Annotated in this window: 16 protein-coding genes; 4 read left to right on the forward strand and 12 right to left on the reverse strand. The window is 68.3% G+C overall.

Annotated elements, in window-relative coordinates; translation table 11 throughout:
- The first annotated feature begins 56 nt into the window (after positions 1-56).
- The gene (locus ACNQQL_RS27730) at positions 57-1,454 is read left to right on the forward strand and encodes an MFS transporter (RefSeq protein WP_347067150.1); all 1,398 of its coding nucleotides are present in this window, start codon (positions 57-59) and stop codon (positions 1,452-1,454) included.
- A 30-nt stretch (positions 1,455-1,484) separates the two neighbouring features.
- On the opposite strand, the gene kynA is transcribed toward ACNQQL_RS27730, so the two are convergent.
- The 3 genes from kynA to kynB all read right to left on the reverse strand — a co-directional run bounded on the left by kynA (position 1,485) and on the right by kynB (position 4,440).
- Positions 1,485-2,429 carry a tryptophan 2,3-dioxygenase gene (kynA, locus tag ACNQQL_RS27735; RefSeq protein ID WP_072442835.1) on the reverse strand — a complete coding sequence of 315 codons (945 nt, stop codon included), beginning with the start codon at positions 2,427-2,429 and terminating at the stop codon, positions 1,485-1,487.
- 90 nt (positions 2,430-2,519) lie between these two features.
- Positions 2,520-3,773, reverse strand: coding sequence for a kynureninase (kynU, locus tag ACNQQL_RS27740; RefSeq protein ID WP_416392737.1), 1,254 nt, complete (start codon positions 3,771-3,773; stop codon positions 2,520-2,522).
- A 25-nt stretch (positions 3,774-3,798) separates the two neighbouring features.
- Positions 3,799-4,440 carry an arylformamidase gene (gene kynB, locus ACNQQL_RS27745; protein WP_204424308.1) on the reverse strand — a complete coding sequence of 214 codons (642 nt, stop codon included), beginning with the start codon at positions 4,438-4,440 and terminating at the stop codon, positions 3,799-3,801.
- A gap of 130 nt (positions 4,441-4,570) precedes the next feature.
- Between kynB and ACNQQL_RS27750 the strand changes: the two genes are divergently transcribed.
- Positions 4,571-5,071, forward strand: coding sequence for an Lrp/AsnC family transcriptional regulator (locus ACNQQL_RS27750; protein WP_006477992.1), 501 nt, complete (start codon positions 4,571-4,573; stop codon positions 5,069-5,071).
- On the opposite strand, the gene ACNQQL_RS27755 is transcribed toward ACNQQL_RS27750, so the two are convergent.
- From ACNQQL_RS27755 to ACNQQL_RS27770, 4 genes are all read right to left on the reverse strand, one after another.
- Positions 5,058-5,567: a flavin reductase family protein gene (locus tag ACNQQL_RS27755; protein WP_034178871.1), complete on the reverse strand. Its 510-nt coding sequence runs from the start codon at positions 5,565-5,567 to the stop codon at positions 5,058-5,060. The genes ACNQQL_RS27750 and ACNQQL_RS27755 overlap by 14 nt on opposite strands.
- 319 nt (positions 5,568-5,886) lie before the next feature.
- Complete coding sequence (locus tag ACNQQL_RS27760) at positions 5,887-6,552, reverse strand: hypothetical protein (protein WP_072442840.1); 666 nt, start codon at positions 6,550-6,552, stop codon at positions 5,887-5,889.
- A complete protein-coding gene (locus ACNQQL_RS27765; protein WP_347067153.1) occupies positions 6,549-7,955 on the reverse strand; it encodes a selenium-binding protein SBP56-related protein in 1,407 nt (468 codons plus the stop codon). Before ACNQQL_RS27765 ends, ACNQQL_RS27760 begins: the two co-directional genes overlap by 4 nt.
- Positions 7,956-8,363: 408 nt before the next feature.
- The gene (locus ACNQQL_RS27770) at positions 8,364-8,534 is read right to left on the reverse strand and encodes a hypothetical protein (protein ID WP_175961923.1); all 171 of its coding nucleotides are present in this window, start codon (positions 8,532-8,534) and stop codon (positions 8,364-8,366) included.
- Positions 8,535-8,549: 15 nt separating this feature from the next.
- Here ACNQQL_RS27770 and msrA point away from each other — a divergent pair, with 15 nt between their 5' ends.
- Positions 8,550-9,110: a peptide-methionine (S)-S-oxide reductase MsrA gene (gene msrA, locus ACNQQL_RS27775; protein ID WP_059578436.1), complete on the forward strand. Its 561-nt coding sequence runs from the start codon at positions 8,550-8,552 to the stop codon at positions 9,108-9,110.
- A gap of 34 nt (positions 9,111-9,144) precedes the next feature.
- On the opposite strand, the gene ACNQQL_RS27780 is transcribed toward msrA, so the two are convergent.
- The 3 genes from ACNQQL_RS27780 to pdxH all read right to left on the reverse strand — a co-directional run bounded on the left by ACNQQL_RS27780 (position 9,145) and on the right by pdxH (position 12,455).
- On the reverse strand, positions 9,145-10,446 hold the full coding sequence (locus ACNQQL_RS27780; protein ID WP_347067156.1) for a DUF72 domain-containing protein: 1,302 nt from the start codon (positions 10,444-10,446) through the stop codon (positions 9,145-9,147).
- A 23-nt stretch (positions 10,447-10,469) separates the two neighbouring features.
- The gene (locus ACNQQL_RS27785; RefSeq protein ID WP_347067158.1) at positions 10,470-11,690 is read right to left on the reverse strand and encodes a cyclopropane-fatty-acyl-phospholipid synthase family protein; all 1,221 of its coding nucleotides are present in this window, start codon (positions 11,688-11,690) and stop codon (positions 10,470-10,472) included.
- Between the two features lie 120 nt (positions 11,691-11,810).
- The gene (gene pdxH, locus ACNQQL_RS27790) at positions 11,811-12,455 is read right to left on the reverse strand and encodes a pyridoxamine 5'-phosphate oxidase (protein ID WP_072442845.1); all 645 of its coding nucleotides are present in this window, start codon (positions 12,453-12,455) and stop codon (positions 11,811-11,813) included.
- A gap of 128 nt (positions 12,456-12,583) precedes the next feature.
- Here pdxH and tcdA point away from each other — a divergent pair, with 128 nt between their 5' ends.
- Entirely contained in the window at positions 12,584-13,441 is an 858-nt protein-coding gene (tcdA, locus tag ACNQQL_RS27795) for a tRNA cyclic N6-threonylcarbamoyladenosine(37) synthase TcdA (protein WP_347067161.1), read from the forward strand.
- Positions 13,442-13,539: 98 nt separating this feature from the next.
- On the opposite strand, the gene trxA is transcribed toward tcdA, so the two are convergent.
- Positions 13,540-14,388: a thioredoxin gene (trxA, locus tag ACNQQL_RS27800; protein WP_347067163.1), complete on the reverse strand. Its 849-nt coding sequence runs from the start codon at positions 14,386-14,388 to the stop codon at positions 13,540-13,542.
- A 52-nt stretch (positions 14,389-14,440) separates the two neighbouring features.
- Entirely contained in the window at positions 14,441-15,322 is an 882-nt protein-coding gene (locus ACNQQL_RS27805) for a pirin family protein (RefSeq protein WP_204424302.1), read from the reverse strand.
- Between the last annotated feature and the right edge of the window lie 45 nt (positions 15,323-15,367).

Below are 15,367 nucleotides of genomic sequence, written 5' to 3' on the forward strand. Positions count from 1 at the left end.
CTTGCCGCGCGCCGTTCGCGCACGTTGCCGCCGACGCGCGGCGCACGGGAGGTCGCATGAGCACGCGCGACGGATTGCCGCCGCCGTCGGTCGACATCGGCACGACGCTCGACGACGGGCCGTTCACGACGATGCAGCGCTGCGTGGTGCTGCTCGCCGCGCTCGCGATCGTGCTCGACGGCTTCGACGGCCAGTTGATCGGTTTCGCGATTCCGGTGCTGATCCGCGAATGGGGTATCACGCGCGGCGCGTTCGCGCCGGCCGTCGCGGCCGGGCTGATCGGGATGGGCATCGGCAGCGCGTGCGCGGGGATCGTCGCGGACCGCTTCGGCCGCCGCCAGGCCGTGATCGGCAGTGTGTTCCTGTTCGGCGTCGCGACCTGCGCGATCGGCTTCGCGCCCGACGTCGCGGCGATCGCGATGCTGCGCTTCTGCGCGGGGCTCGGAATCGGCGGCGCGCTGCCGACTGCCACGACGATGACGGCCGAATACACGCCCGCGCGGCGCCGCACGATGATGGTGACCGCGACGATCGTCTGCGTGCCGCTCGGCGGGATGCTGGCCGGCCTATTCGCGCACGAGGTGCTGCCGCGCTACGGCTGGCGTGGGCTGTTTTTCGCGGGCGGCGCGCTGCCGCTCGTGCTCGGCTTCGTGCTCGTGCGTGCGCTGCCCGAATCGCCGCGCTATCTCGCGCGGCGTCCCGCGCGCTGGCCGGAACTCGGCGCGCTGCTCGCGCGGATGCAGCGGCCGATCGCGCCGGGCACCGTGTTCACCGATACGAAAGACGCACGCGCACCCGGCGGCCGCGGCGGCTTCGGCGCGCTGTTCGCGAGCGGCCAGGCGCGCGACACGATCGCGCTGTGGTGCGCGTTCTTCATGTGTCTGCTTGCTGTCTACGCGGCGTTCAGCTGGCTGCCGACGATGCTGGCCGCGAGCGGGCTGAGCGTGTCGGTCGCGGGCGCGGGGCTCACCGCGTACAACCTCGGCGGCGTGATCGGCGCGCTGCTGTGCGCATGGGCGATCGCGCATGCCGGGTCGCGCTGGCCGCTCGCGCTGTGCAGCATCGGCGGCGCGGCGAGCGCAGTGTGGCTGATGGGAGTCGATGCGAGCCGCCACACGAACTGGCTGATCGTCGGGCTCGGCCTGCACGGGCTGTTCGTCAACGCGGTGCAGTCGACGATGTATGCGCTTTGTGCGTACATCTACCCGACGGCGGTGCGCGCGACGGGCACCGCGAGCGCGCTCGCGTTCGGCCGGCTCGGCGCGATTCTCAGCGCGTTCGCGGGCGCGATCGTGATCACGGCGGGCGGTGCGGGTGCGTACCTGACGATGCTGGCCGCGGCGATGGGCGTCGTGTGCATCGCGCTGCTCGCGGTGCGGCGGCACATTCCGCGGCTGTCGCGCGCGCAGTCGGTGCCGCGCGACGGGGAGGAGTTGGCCCACACGTCGTCGTGACGTGCGGGCGCATCGCGTGCGTCGTGTGCGTTAGAGCGTGGTGCGCACGTGCCAGAGCTCGGGGAACAGCACGACGTCGAGCATCTTGCGCAGATACGGCGCGCCGCTGGTGCCGCCCGTGCCCTGCTTGAAGCCGATGATGCGCTCGACGGTCGTCACGTGACGGAAGCGCCACTGGCGGAACGCGTCCTCGAGATCGACCAGTTCCTCGGCCATCTCGTACAGCTCCCAGTGCTGCTGCGGGTGTCGGTACACCTCGAGCCACGCGGTTTCGACCGTCTCGTCGTGACGCGTCGGCTGCGTCCAGTCGCGCTCGAGTCGCTCCGGTGCGATCGGGAACCCGCGCCGCGCGAGCAGGCGCACGACCTCGTCGTAGAACGACGGCGCTTCGAGCGTCGCGCGCACCTGTTCGAGGATGTCGGGCCGGTGCGCATGCGGCTGCAGCATCTGCACGTTCTTGTTGCCGAGCAGGAATTCGAGCTGGCGATACTGGTAGGACTGGAAGCCCGACGACTGCCCGAGATACGGCCGCATCGCCGAATACTCTGACGGCGTCATCGTCGACAGCACGTTCCACGCCTGCACGAGCTGCTCGAGGATGCGCGACACGCGCGCGAGCATCTTGAATGCGGGCGGCAACGCATCGGAGCGCACCGCGTCGAGTGCGCCGCGCAGCTCGAACAGCGCGAGCTTCATCCACAGCTCGCTCGTCTGATGCTGGATGATGAACAGCATCTCGTTGTGATCGGGCGACAGCGGATGCTGCGCGTCGAGGATCGAGTTCAGCGACAGGTAGTCGCCGTAGCTCATCGACTTCGAGAAATCGAGCTGCGCGTTGTGCCAGCCGGCTTGGCCCGAGGCATCGCCCGGCACGTGCGGCGCTTCGTGTGCCGCTTGCGCCGAATGTACCGGTTGCGCGGCGCGTGCGCCCGAGAACGGGCAGCCCGCCGGCGCTTCGTCGCCGGGTGGCTGCATATGACCAGAATTCACGACTTTCTCCAGGATTGAATGACGGGGGCGCGGCGCGTTATCTGCACGTCACTGGCGCGCGCCGGGCAAAACCGGTCAGGTCACCGCGCCGCGTTCGGCGAACTCGGGCGCCTTCCACGCGTCGGTGGCCAGGATGTCGCGCAGTGTCTCGACGGCATCCCACACGTCGACGAAGCGCACATAGAGCGGCGTGAAGCCGAAACGCAGCACGTACGGCTCGCGGTAGTCGCCGATCACGCCGCGCGCGATCAGCGCCTGCATCACTTCATAGCCGTGCGGATGCTCGAAGCTCGCCTGCGAGCCGCGCTGATGATGCGAGCGCGGCGTGACGAGCTTCAGCGACAGGCCCGCGCAGCGCGCTTCGACGAGCGCGATGAACGCGTCGGTCAGCGCGAGCGACTTGCGGCGGATCGCCTGCATGTCGGTCTGCAGGAACACGTCGAGCCCGCATTCGACCATCGACATCGACACGATCGGCTGCGTGCCGCACAGGAAGCGCGCGATGCCCGGATCGGGCGCGAAGCCCGGCTGCATCGCGAACGGCGCGCGGTGGCCCCACCAGCCGGACAGCGGCTGCGAGAAGTGCGCGTGATGGCGCTGCGGCACCCACACGAACGCGGGCGAACCGGGGCCACCGTTCAGGTACTTGTACGTGCAGCCGACCGCGCCGTCCGCGCGCGCGCCGTTCAGGTCGACCGGCACCGCGCCGGCCGAGTGCGCGAGATCCCACAGCATCAGCGCGCCAGCGTCGTGCACGAGCTGCGTGACGGCCGGCATGTCGTGCATGTAGCCGGTGCGGTAGTTCACGTGCGTGACCATCGCGACGGCCGTGTCCGCGCCGAGCGCGTCGGGCAGGTCGGCCGGATCGTCGATCAGGCGCAGCTCGTAGCCGCCGCCGAGTTGCTCGATCAGCCCCTGCGCGATATACAGGTCGGTCGGGAAGTTCGAGCGTTCCGACACGATCACGCGGCGCTCGGGCGCGCGCTCGGCCTGATGACGCAGCATCGCCGACAGCACCTTGAACAGGTTGATCGAGATGGTGTCGGTCACGACCGTTTCGCCGGGCGCGCCACCGATCAGCGTCGCGAGCTTGTCGCCGAGACGGCGCGGCAGCGCGAACCAGCCGGCCGTGTTCCAGCTGCGGATCAGCCCTTCGCCCCATTCGGCGCCGATCACCTGCTGCGCGCGGGCGGCCGACGCGCGCGGCTGCGCGCCGAGCGAGTTGCCGTCGAGGTAGATCACGCCGTCGGGCAGCGCGAACTGGTCGCGCAACGGGGCGAGCGGGTCGTCGCGGTCGAGCGCGAGCGCGTCTTCACGGGTCTTGATCATGATGTGGGGTCGTAGGTCGGGGTAATCAGGAAGCATGCGCGGGCAGCGCGCGCAGCACCGCGCGCACGGGGCTCGCGTCGAGTGTCGCGAACTTCAGCGGCAGTGCGATCAGTTCGTAGTCGCCGGGCGGCACGTCGTCGAGCACGATGCCTTCGAGGATCGCCATCCGGTGCGCACGCACGCGGTGATGCGCATCCATCGTCTTCGATTCCTGCGGGTCGAGCGACGGTGTATCGATGCCGATCAGCTTCACGCCATGTGCGGCGAGCAGGTCGATCGTTTCAGGCGCGACTGCGCAGAAGCCGGGGTCCCATTGCGTGACCGGCGCTTGCGCACAGGTGCGCAGCAGCACGCGCGGCGGCACGCCGTCGAGCGCGGCCGCGATATCGGCCGGCTGCACGACGGGCGATGCGCCGATGCAATGGATCACGCGGCACGGGCCGAGATAGGTGTCGAGCGGCACGGCGCCGATCGGCGCGCCGTCGGCGTCGTAGTGCAGCGGCGCGTCGCAGTGCGCGCCCGTATGCGGCGACAGCGTCAGACGCGCGACGTTGACCGGCGAGCCGGCCTCCATTCGCCACACGCGTTCGACGGAAACCGGCGTATCGCCCGGCCACACGGGGGTGGCGGGGCTGACAGGCGGCGAGATGTCCCAGAGTGTGTCCATGGCATGACGAATCGGTGAGTCGATGCTTCGAATGATAGGTGGACGCTCGCAGAAAGTGCTTGCGAAATAAACATGGACAATCCGCCGGATTGGCAGATAATTCGACTGAGAGGGAAAACGGGGACCAAAAATGCATGCGATCACGCTCGATGCCACCGACTGCCGGATTCTGGCGGTACTGCAGGAGGAGGGCAGAATCAGCAATCTCGATCTGGCGGAACGGATTTCGCTTTCGCCATCCGCCTGCCTGCGCCGCATGCGCCTGCTCGAGGAGCAGGGCGTGATCGAGCACTATCGCGCGTGCCTGAGCCGCGAGAAGCTCGGCTTCGAGCTCGAGGCGTTCGTGCAGGTATCGATGCGCAACGAAGAGAATCAATGGCACGAGCGCTTCGCGGAAGCGCTGCGCGAATGGCCGGAGGTGGTCGGCGCGTTCGTCGTGACGGGCGAGAGCCACTATCTGCTGCGCGTGCTCGCGCACAACCTCAAGCACTATTCGGATTTCGTGCTGAACCGGCTCTACAAGGCGCCCGGCGTGATGGACATCCGTTCGAACATCGTTCTGCAGACGCTGAAGGACGAAGCCGGCGCGCCGGTCGGGCTGGCGCGCACGGGCGCGATCAAAGCGGTGTAAGGCCGTGGAAGCCGCCGCCGTGGAACACGAGCGGCGGTGTCTCGTCCGAAGCGGCGCGCACGCCGCAGCGTTCCACTTCGCCGACGAAGATCACGTGGTCGCCTTCGTCGTAGCGGCTGCGGTTGTGGCATTCGAACCACGCGAGCGCGCCGTCGAGCACGGGCATCCCCGAATTGCCGGCCACATGCGCGATTCCTTCGAAGCGGTCGCCCTTGTAGGTCGAGAAGCGCTTGCACAGGTCGAGTTGCGACGCCGCAAGCACGTTCACCACGTAATGACTGTTGCCGCGAAACACCGGCGTCGACGCCGATTTGTGCGCGAGGCTCCACAGCACGAGCGGCGGATCGAGCGATACCGAGTTGAACGAGCTGGCGGTGATGCCGATCAGTTGCCCGGATGGTGCGCGCGTCGTGATCACCGTCACGCCCGTCGCGAACTGGCCGAGCGCCTGGCGGAAGGCGGCCGCGTCGAAATCCGGCGGATTGGCGCGGCTCATCGGGCGGCCATCCGGAACGAAACGGGCGGGCGCGGCGCGACGCAGGTGTGACGGGCGCGGCGGACGAAAGGCGACAAGGCGGTCGATTGGGAAGTGGTGCGCATGGCCCGATTTTAGCGGAATCGGGGCCGCCGGGCCCGGCCGGACGGCGCATCGCGGGGATAGGGTGACGTAGCGAACACTGCGGCGCGCTGCCGGGATCACGATGGCGCGCGGTCGGCATGGCCGTTCTGTCGCGTTTTTGTGCGGTGCCGCCGGCCTGTCCACTTGCCGATCCGCCGATCCACCCCATCCACCACGCGCGCTATCGATGCCCGTGCTATCGCGTTGCCGCCAGCCCGAGCGACAGCGCGCCCGTCACGATCAGGCTCGACGCCCACACCGCATCGAGATTGAACCAGCTCCGCGACACGAATTTCAGCCCGAGATAGCGGTACACGAGCCACGCGAGCCCGCCGCCGGCGGCGATCATCGCGGCCGCATGCACGGCCGCGACGACGAGCGCCATCCCGAGATGCGCATCGACGAGCGTGGCCGCCGCGCGGTGGCCGGCGTCCATGTCGAGCCCGCAAAGCCCGAGGTAGATCGGCACCAGCATTAGCCCCGCGCCGTGCGCGATCGCGACCGCGAACGACCACAGGCCGAGCCGCGCCGGCGGGATCCGCGCGAGCGCACGCGGATGCCGGCGCCGGATCAGCAGCACGGCGCCGAAGCCGATCACGAGCGCGCTCGCGCCGATCCGGATCGCCGACTGCCACGCGAGCAGCGCGGCGAGCAGCCCGAATGGCAGCATCACCGCGAATACCGCGAGCGCATGGCCGAGCGCGAGATAGCCGAGCGCCGCGACGAGCGCGCCGCCGCGGCGCGTCATCAGCGCGTTCGACACCGCGAGCGGCCAACCCATCGCGGGGTTGAGCCCGTGATACACGCCGCTCGCGAGCACGGCCGCCCACAGCGCGAACTGCGCGTGAAGTCCGGTGTTCAACGCTTGACCGACGGGTAGCAGAACGAGTCGGTCGAGCAGTCGCCGCCTTCGAGCCGGATCTGGTGCGCGCGATAGCCGTCGGGGAACTCGACCCAGTAATCGTCGGCGAGCGTCAGCCCGCCGTCCGGCCCAGCGTGCGCGAGCACCTGCGCGGCCGGCACGCCGTCCGGATAGAACTGGTCGTCCCATGTCGAATAAAGCGAGTTGGTCCAGTACACGCGCCGGCCGTCGCGGCTGATCTCCACCATCTGCGGGCCGCCCGCGAACGCGCGGCCGTTCGTGTGCGGCGCGCGGCGCACGATGCCGCCGATCCGCACCGACCCCGCGAGCACCGGGTTATGCGGATCCGACACGTCGTACTGGCGCATCTCGCCGGTGCCCCAGCACGATACGTAGAGGAAGCGGTCGTCGAGCGACAGGTCGATGTCGGTCACGAGCGGCGGCACCGCGCCGAACGCTTTCAGCAGCGGCGGCAGTTCGTCGGCCGCGGCCGGCTCGGCCGGGATCGTCGCGGTCTTCTTCACATGGAACTTGCCGTCCTCGCGCCACCAGGTCCAGATCGAGCCTTCGAGATTCGTCGTATCGACCACCACGCCGACGAATCCGTATTCGCGCACCGGGTCGTGCGCGGGCCGCACTTCGAGCGCCATCTGGTGCTGCGCGCCGAGATCGATCGTCTGCACGTTGCGCCGCGCGCGCAGGTCCCAGAAATGCAGCCGGTGCCCGTATTTGTTCGCGAGCAGATCCTCGGGCACGATGCCGTTCTCGAATTGCGGCGGCAGCGCCCATTCGCTCGACACCATGTAGTCGCGCGGCAGGTTCCACCAGAAATCGTAGTGCTTGTCCTGCGGGCCGCGATCGATCTCCCAGCGGCCGAGCACGTCGAAGGTTTCGCAATCCATGATGAAGATGCCGGGCGCGCCGTCGGTGCCGTCCTTGCCCGCGCCGCCGAGCGTGCTCACGTAGATGCCCTCGGGGCCGCAGTGAACGGTGTGCGGCCGCGAATAACCGGTCTTCGCGAAGATCTCGTCGGGCTCGATGATCTTGTGGATGCGCGCCTGCGTCGGGTGCGGCTTCGTGTCGATCACGTAGATGCGCGACGAGCGCAGGCCGGGGATGATCAGGAAGCGGCGTTCGAGGAACGCATGGCCGGTCAGCGGCGACAGCGCCGATGAGCACGCATTCCAGCCGAAGTGGTGAAACTCGTCGCCGGTGTTCGGCATCGTCACGGTGTGCACGATCTTTCCGTAGGTCGGCGAGCCGGGCCTCACGTCGATCACGGCGAGCGCGTCGGGTCTGGAAAAATCGGGGCTCAGCAACAACGTATAGGCAAACTCTTCCGCCGGCGCCTGCATCGCAAGCTCGGGCGAAGCGTGAAACGTCGGGTCAGGCCGCATGCTCATGGTGATGCCCTCTCGGTGGTATCGGACTACTGATGCACGGCCGTGCGCTGCGGACGTGCGGGTCGAGGTGGCCGCGCGGCGCGCATCTCGCCGGCGGGCGCGATCGGCAGGCGGATGCACGCGTCGGCGACACGCGCGGCGCCGTGCATCAGATCGCCGTGCATCAGATCGTGAAAGCGGGTGAAGACGATGAACCGGATCGCGACGCCCTGAGTGACACGGGCGCACGATATCGCGAAGGTGAAGTTGAAGCGTCGGCTCGCGACGTGGCGGCGACCGGGCCCGCGACGCGGACGATGTCTGTCAAGACGTGCATATCGATGTTCCGGCAGATGATGGGTGCATCAGGGTCGGGCGTGCATCGGACGCTTTGCGTGGCCGGACGGTTTGCGCCGCGGTCACGCGTGCCTAAGTGTAGTCGAGAAACGTGCGGTCGGTCGCGCGCGGCACCTGTGCGATCTGCCAGGTTCGCGCGCGAGTGAGATACTTGCCGAAGTGCCGCTGCGTCGCGTACCACGGACGCGCAGCGGCGAGATGCAACGGTGGCGCCGGCACCTGCGTGCCGGCTGCTGTCATCAACGAGGGTCTGATTTCATGGGGAACGAAATGCTTGAAACCGCGACGTTGGGAGGCGGGTGTTTCTGGTGCACGGAGGCCGTGTTTCTCGACGTCGACGGCGTGACGGCCGTCCAGTCGGGCTACGCGGGCGGCCACACGCGCAATCCCGGTTATCGCGACATCTGCGAAGGCGACACGGGCCACGCGGAAGTCGTCAACGTGACGTTCGATCCGGCGCGCATCGGCTATCGCGAGATCCTCGAGATCTTCTTCGCGACGCACGATCCGACCCAGTTGAACCGGCAGGGCAACGACGTCGGCACGCAGTACCGGTCGGTCGTGTTCACGCATTCCGATGCGCAGCGCGACACCGCGCTCGACGTGATCCGCGAGCTGGAGCGCGAGCAGGTGTTCGGGCAGCCGATCGTCACGCAGGTCGTGCCGCTCGACGGCAACTACTGGCCGGCCGAGGACTATCACCAGAACTATTACGCGCGTAACCCGGGGCAGGGCTACTGTTCGGTCGTGATCGGGCCGAAGCTCGCGAAATTCCGGCAGAAGTTCTCGCACCGGCTGAAGTCGCTGCGCGGCGCGTAAGCGAGCGAACGGCGGAAACCGGCGGAAACCGGCGTCAAGCCGCCTCGCCGCGCCACTGCGCGCACGCGGCGGCGATCTCGCGCGCGAGCGCGATGCACGACAGCGGCGCGGAGCCTTCCGCCTTGTTGTTGATCGTGATGATCACCGGCTGACCGGCCAGCGCGTAGCGCGCGGCCAGTTCGGCGAGCGCCGAGCGCGTGGCCGGATCCTCGTCGACGAGCTTGTCGAACGGCTCGTACTTCGCTTTCGCCTGTTCGTACTTGAAGCCGCCGTGCAGGCTCCAGCGCACGATCAGCGGGCCCGGTGCGTCGCCGTCGAGCAGCGCGAGCGCGGCGGCCTGGCGCAGCGGGTCGGGCATCCGCGCGTGCAGGCCGACGCAGTAGCGCACGCCGAGCGCGGCGAGCGCGCGGATGAAGCGCGGCGTGAGCAGACTCGCGTCGCGAATCTCGATCGCGTAGCGCGGGCCGTCGGCTTCCGGCGGCAGCGGCGGCAGCGCCGTGAAGAACGCGGCGAGCCGATCGATCAGCGCGGCCGGTTCGGCGAGCAGATGATCGGGCAACGGCGAGAACTGGAACACGAGTACGCCGGCTTTCCGGCCGAGCCCTTCGAGGCACGGCTGCACGAATTCCCGGGTGGCGAGCTGCGCGTCGAGGAAGGTCGGGTTCGGTCCCGACGGCTCGCCGCGCCGGCCGCGCACGACCGCGTCGGTCACGGCGGCCGGCGCCTTCACAACGAAGCGGAAATCGTCGGGCACCTGCTGCGCGTAGCGCAGGTAGTCGGCCACCGACAGCGGGCCGTAGAACGACCGGTCGAGGCTCACGCTCTTCAATAGCGGATGCGCGCCGTACGCTTCGAGCCCTTCGCGCGACAGCTTCGTCTGCGCGAAATCGCCGTCGTAGACGATGCCGTTCCAGCCGGGGAAATACCACGACGACGTGCCGAGCCGGACATTCGGCGGCAGGCCGGCCGCTACGTCGGCGACGTCCGCCGCGATCGGCGCGGGCGGCACGCCGCGCCGGCGCTGGCTTTTCTTCGGCGGCGCGGCCGGCGGCGACGGGTCGTCCCACAGCAGGCCGGAGGCGGGCGGCGTTGGTTCGTCGGAAGGGCGGCGGGAGGCTGCGCGGGCGGGCGGCGCCTGCCGCGCATCGTCATGCGGGTTCGAAGTCACGCGTTCATCGGCGTTTGCAGGGGGCGTGTCGTCCGCGGGCGACGACGCGCGTGCAGCGTCCACCGGCACGCCGAACAGGTCGAATTGTCCGTCGGCGTGCGACTCGTCCGTGTCGTCGCGCTGCTGTCGTTCCGGCGGCGCCTTGCGCCGCGTCCTGCCGTCACCCATGCATGCCCAGCGTGAAGCGCCGCCTAGCGCGGCAGCGCGTGTTCGTACATATAGCGCCGCGACCACGGCAGCGTTTTCGCGCTGCGTCCGGCCTTGCGGCACACGATCTGGAAGATCGACACGTCGTCGTGTTCGAACGCATACGCGCAGCCGGCGAGATACACGCGCCAGATGCGGAATTTTTCGTCGTCGACGAGTTTTCGCGCTTCCTCCGCCTTCGCCTCGAAGTTTTCCGTCCAGATGTCGAGCGTGCGCGCATAGTGCCGCCGCAGGCTTTCGACGTCAACCGCTTCCAGCCCGCCACGCTGCGCCGCTTCGAGCGCGAGGCTGATGTGCGGCAGCTCGCCGTCCGGGAACACGTAGCGGTCGATGAACTCGCCGCCGCCGAGTGCCGTTTCGCCGCTTTCCGCGTCGGTCGACGTGATGCCGTGGTTCATCGCGATGCCGTCGTCGGCGAGTAGTTCGCGCACCCGCGAGAAGTACAGCGGGAGGTTCTTGCGGCCGACGTGCTCGAACATCCCGACGCTCGTGATGCGGTCGAACTGGCCGTCGATCTCGCGGTAGTCCTGCAGGCGGATCTCGATCTTGTCCTCGAGCCCGGCGGCCTTCACGCGCGCGGTCGCGAGGTCGAACTGGTTCTGCGACAGCGTCACGCCGAGACACGTCGCGCCGAACTTCTGCGCGGCGCGCAGCACGAGCGCGCCCCAGCCGCAGCCGATGTCGAGCAGGCGCTGGCCCGGCTGCAACTGGATTTTCGTGAGGATGTGGTCGATCTTCTTGATCTGCGCGGTGGCGAGATCCTCGTCGCCGTTCTCGAAGTACGCGCACGAGTACACCATGTTCTCGTCGAGCCACAGCTTGTAGAACTCGTTCGAGACGTCGTAGTGGTACTGGATCGCCTTCTTGTCGGTGTTCTTCGTGTGGTTGAAGTAGCGCTTCACGCGCGCGAGCTTGCTCGCGCTCGTCACCGTGCTGCGCGCGAGCGAGTAGCCGATGTTGATGATGTCCGACAGCTTGCCCTCGATGTCGATCTTGCCCTTCACGTACGCCTCGCCGAGATTGTCGAGGCTCGGTTCGAGCAAGAGCGGCAACGCCGACGCGCTGTTCACCTTCAGCGTGACCTGCGGCGCGCTGAAGGTGCCGAAATCGAGTTGTACGCCGTTCCACAGCACGAGGCGCGCCGGTATGTTCGCTTTCGCCCGTACTTCATCCGCCCACTGTGCCAGCTTCTTTTCCCAGAACATTTGGATTCTCCGTTTGTTCGTTGAATCGAATACAGCCAAGTATCTTGACGGCGCCCGCCGCTTGCGGCGCGGGCGCCCGGATGCAACACGAGACACGACCGGCGTGTGCCGGCGCCGCGCTTACGGCGACAGGCGCGAAATCGTCCAGCCCGGCGACGTGTCGGCGTCGCGCGTATAGAGCAGACGGTCGTGCAGCCGCGACGGGCGCCCCTGCCAGAACTCGATCGCGTCGGGCACGAGGCGGTAGCCGCCCCAGTGCGGCGGGCGCGGCGGGGTGTCGCCGTAGCGTTCGCTGACGGCCTTTTCGCGCGCTTCGAGCGTCGCGCGGCTGTCGATCACCGCGCTCTGGTCGGACGCCCATGCGCCGATGCGCGAGCCGAGCGGGCGCGACGCGAAATAGCGGTCGCTTTCTTCGGCGCTGGTTTTCTCGATCCGGCCTTCGATGCGTACCTGGCGCTCGAGCTCGATCCAGTAGAACAGCAGCGCCGCTTGCGGATGCGCGGCGAGATCGTGCCCCTTGCGGCTTTCGTAATTGGTAAAGAAGACGAACCCGCGTTCGTCGACGCCCTTGATGAGCACGATCCGGGCAGACGGCCGGCCGTCGGCGCCGACGGTCGCGAGCGTCATCGTGTTCGGCTCGGGCAGTTTGGCGGCGAGCGCCTCCTTGAACCAGCGGTCGAACTGGACGAAGGGGTCGGGGGCGGCATCGGCTTCGTCGAGCGAAGCACGCGAATAGTTGATGCGGAGATCGGCGAGAGTCGTCATGTTATGCAAACGCTTCAATCTGGGGCCAGTATAGCGAACGCGCAAGAATCGTGCGTGCACAGTGGCGCGTGGGAGCGGGGAGTTCAGGCAAAATAGAGGGCTGCTCGACTTACGTTTTCCTTGCTGCCATGTCCGCTGCCGACACTGCCCCGCCCAGTTCTTCTGATCTTACCCCGACCCCGGCAATCCAGCTTGACGTGGATCGCGAACGGCGTTTCGGCGGCGTCGCGCGGCTGTATGGCGCGCCGGCGGCCGCCGCTTTCGAGCGTGCGCATGTCGCGGTGATCGGGATCGGCGGCGTCGGGTCGTGGACGGCCGAGGCGCTCGCGCGCAGCGCGATCGGTACATTGACGCTGATCGATCTCGACAACGTCGCGGAAAGCAATACGAACCGGCAGATCCATGCGCTCGACGGCAATTACGGCAAGCCGAAGGTCGACGCGATGGCCGAGCGGATCGCGCTGATCGATCCCGCGTGCCGCGTGAACCGGATCGAGGATTTCGCGGAGCCCGACAACTTCGACGCGCTGCTCGGCGGCGGTTTCGACTACGTGATCGACGCGATCGACAGCGTGCGCACGAAGGTCGCGCTGATCGCATGGTGCATCGCGAAGCGGCAGCCGCTCGTCACGGTCGGCGGCGCGGGCGGGCAACTCGACCCGACGCGCATCCGGATCGACGATCTCGCGCTGACGATCCAGGATCCATTGCTGTCGAAGGTGCGTGCGCAGTTGCGCAAGCAGCACGGATTTCCGCGCGGGCCGAAGGCGCGTTTCAAGATCAGCGCCGTGTATTCGGACGAGCCGCTGATCTACCCGGAAGCGGCCGCATGCGACATCGAGGACGGCGCCGAGCCGTCCACGGTCGCGCACGTCGCGGGGCTCAACTGTGCGGGATTCGGTTCGAGCGTGTGCGTGACCGCGAGCTTCGGCTTCGCGGCCGCCGCGCATGCGCTGCGCGCGATTGCGGCGCAGGCCGCGGGCTGATCGGCGACGCGCGGGCGTTGCTTCATGCTGCGGCGCGGGACATGCGCTGCCAGCGATACGGCGACCGGCCGGGCCGTTGCGGCCCTGCCGGTCGTTCGTCAGTTGAGCGCCATGCTCAGCTTGCGCCGCCATCCGGCGACGATATCGGGGCGGTCGCCCGCCAGCTCGAACACCGAAATCATCGTCTTGCGGCCGAGATCGTCGCCATACGCGCGATCGCGCAGCACGATTTCCAGCAACTGCTCCAGCGCGCCTTCATACTCGCGCCGCGCGATCAGGCTCTGCGCGAGGTCGAAGCGCGCGTCGAGATCGCCCGGGTTCGCTGCGATACGGGCTTCGAGCGCGTCGGTCGGCGGCAGGTCGGCCGTTGCGTCGAGCGCGTCGAAACGGGTCTTGATCGCCTGGTAGCGTGGATCGCCTCCTTCCACGATCTGCGGCGACAGGCGCTCGGCCTCGGCGCGTGCGACTTCGACCTGGTTGTTCGCGAGCAGCAGTTCGATCAGGTCGAGGCGTGCGTCGTCGAAACCGGGGTTCAGCGCGAGCGCCGCTTCGAGGTGCGTGAGCGCGTCGTCGTAGCGCGATTCGGCCATTGCGTACTGCGCGGCGCGGCGTTCGGCTTCCTCGGGCGCCGGCAGCAGCCGGTCGAGGAACGCGCGCAATTGCCCTTCGGGCAGCACGCCGACGAACTGGTCGACCGGGCGCCCGTCCGCGAACGCGATCACGTGCGGGATGCTGCGCGTCTGGAAGTGCGCGGCGAGTTCCTGGTTCTCGTCGACGTTGACCTTCACGAGCTTCCAGCGGCCGTTGTAATCGGCTTCGAGTTTTTCGAGCAGCGGGCCGAGCGTCTTGCAGGGGCCGCACCACGGCGCCCAGAAGTCGACCAGCACGGGCGTGTCCAGCGACGCCTCGATGACGTCTTTCTCGAATGTGGCAAGCGTGGTGTCCATGTCGTTCTCTTCCGTTCGAATATCGTCAGGATGGGGGCGGCGCGCCCGTTTTTCAACGCGGCTTCGACTCGGGCAGTGGAATCCACTCGGTCTCGCCCGGCACCTTGCCCATTTCCTGGCGCGTCCAGGCTTCCTTCGCGCGCGCGATCGCGTCGCGGCTGCTGGCGACGAAATTCCATTCGATGAAACGCTCGCCGTCGATCTTGTCACCGCCGAGCAGCATCGCGCGCGCGCCGCGGGCGCTCGTCAGCGTGACCGCCGCGCCCGGCGCGAGCACGGCCATCTGCTCGGCCGGAACCGGCGTGCCGTCGATCGCGAGATCGCCGTCGACCACGTAGACCGCGCGCTCCTCGTGCGACGCGTCGAGTTCGATGCGGCCGCCGGCCGCGAATTCGGCTGCGACATACAGCGTGCGCGAGAACGTCGTGACCGGCGAGCGCAGCCCGAACGCATCGCCGGCGATCACCGTCAGCGACACGCCGTCTTCGTCGCGCTTCGGCAGCGTGTCGGCCGCATGGTGCTCGAACGACGGCTCGGTGGTTTCGTGCGCGCGCGGCAGCGCCACCCAGGTCTGGATGCCGTGCACGGTGTGGCCGTTTGCGCGCTGCGCGTCGGGCGTGCGTTCGGAGTGGACGATCCCGCGGCCGGCCGTCATCCAGTTCACGTCGCCCGGCACGATTTCCTGCCGCGAGCCGAGGCTGTCGCGGTGCAGGATCGCGCCGTCGAACAGGTAGGTGACGGTCGCGAGCCCGATATGCGGATGCGGGCGCACGTCGAGCCCGGTGCCGGCCGGCAGCGTGGCAGGCCCCATGTGATCGAAGAAGATGAACGGGCCGACGAGGCGCGCGGCGAGCGCGGGCAGCGTGCGGCGCACCTGCAGGTTGCCGATGTCGCGCACGTGCGGCTTCAGCAGGGCTTTGATCGAGTCGGTCATGGCGGGTCCGGTGATGCAATGGGGATGCAGGTCATTGTAATAGCC

Source organism: Burkholderia sp. LFS061 (genome assembly GCF_047978125.1).
Classification (GTDB): domain Bacteria; phylum Pseudomonadota; class Gammaproteobacteria; order Burkholderiales; family Burkholderiaceae; genus Burkholderia; species Burkholderia pyrrocinia_C.

Excerpts from the sequence above, each read along its gene's own strand:
- ACNQQL_RS27730 (WP_347067150.1), top strand. The coding sequence starts at position 57 with ATGAGCACGCGCGACGGATTGCCGCCGCCGTCGGTCGACATCGGCACG.
- kynA (WP_072442835.1), bottom strand. The coding sequence starts at position 2,429 with ATGCAGCCACCCGGCGACGAAGCGCCGGCGGGCTGCCCGTTCTCGGGC.
- kynU (WP_416392737.1), bottom strand. The coding sequence starts at position 3,773 with ATGATCAAGACCCGTGAAGACGCGCTCGCGCTCGACCGCGACGACCCG.
- kynB (WP_204424308.1), bottom strand. The coding sequence starts at position 4,440 with ATGGACACACTCTGGGACATCTCGCCGCCTGTCAGCCCCGCCACCCCC.
- ACNQQL_RS27750 (WP_006477992.1), top strand. The coding sequence starts at position 4,571 with ATGCATGCGATCACGCTCGATGCCACCGACTGCCGGATTCTGGCGGTA.
- ACNQQL_RS27755 (WP_034178871.1), bottom strand. The coding sequence starts at position 5,567 with ATGAGCCGCGCCAATCCGCCGGATTTCGACGCGGCCGCCTTCCGCCAG.
- ACNQQL_RS27765 (WP_347067153.1), bottom strand. The coding sequence starts at position 7,955 with ATGAGCATGCGGCCTGACCCGACGTTTCACGCTTCGCCCGAGCTTGCG.
- msrA (WP_059578436.1), top strand. The coding sequence starts at position 8,550 with ATGGGGAACGAAATGCTTGAAACCGCGACGTTGGGAGGCGGGTGTTTC.
- ACNQQL_RS27780 (WP_347067156.1), bottom strand. The coding sequence starts at position 10,446 with ATGGGTGACGGCAGGACGCGGCGCAAGGCGCCGCCGGAACGACAGCAG.
- ACNQQL_RS27785 (WP_347067158.1), bottom strand. The coding sequence starts at position 11,690 with ATGTTCTGGGAAAAGAAGCTGGCACAGTGGGCGGATGAAGTACGGGCG.
- pdxH (WP_072442845.1), bottom strand. The coding sequence starts at position 12,455 with ATGACGACTCTCGCCGATCTCCGCATCAACTATTCGCGTGCTTCGCTC.
- tcdA (WP_347067161.1), top strand. The coding sequence starts at position 12,584 with ATGTCCGCTGCCGACACTGCCCCGCCCAGTTCTTCTGATCTTACCCCG.
- trxA (WP_347067163.1), bottom strand. The coding sequence starts at position 14,388 with ATGGACACCACGCTTGCCACATTCGAGAAAGACGTCATCGAGGCGTCG.
- ACNQQL_RS27805 (WP_204424302.1), bottom strand. The coding sequence starts at position 15,322 with ATGACCGACTCGATCAAAGCCCTGCTGAAGCCGCACGTGCGCGACATC.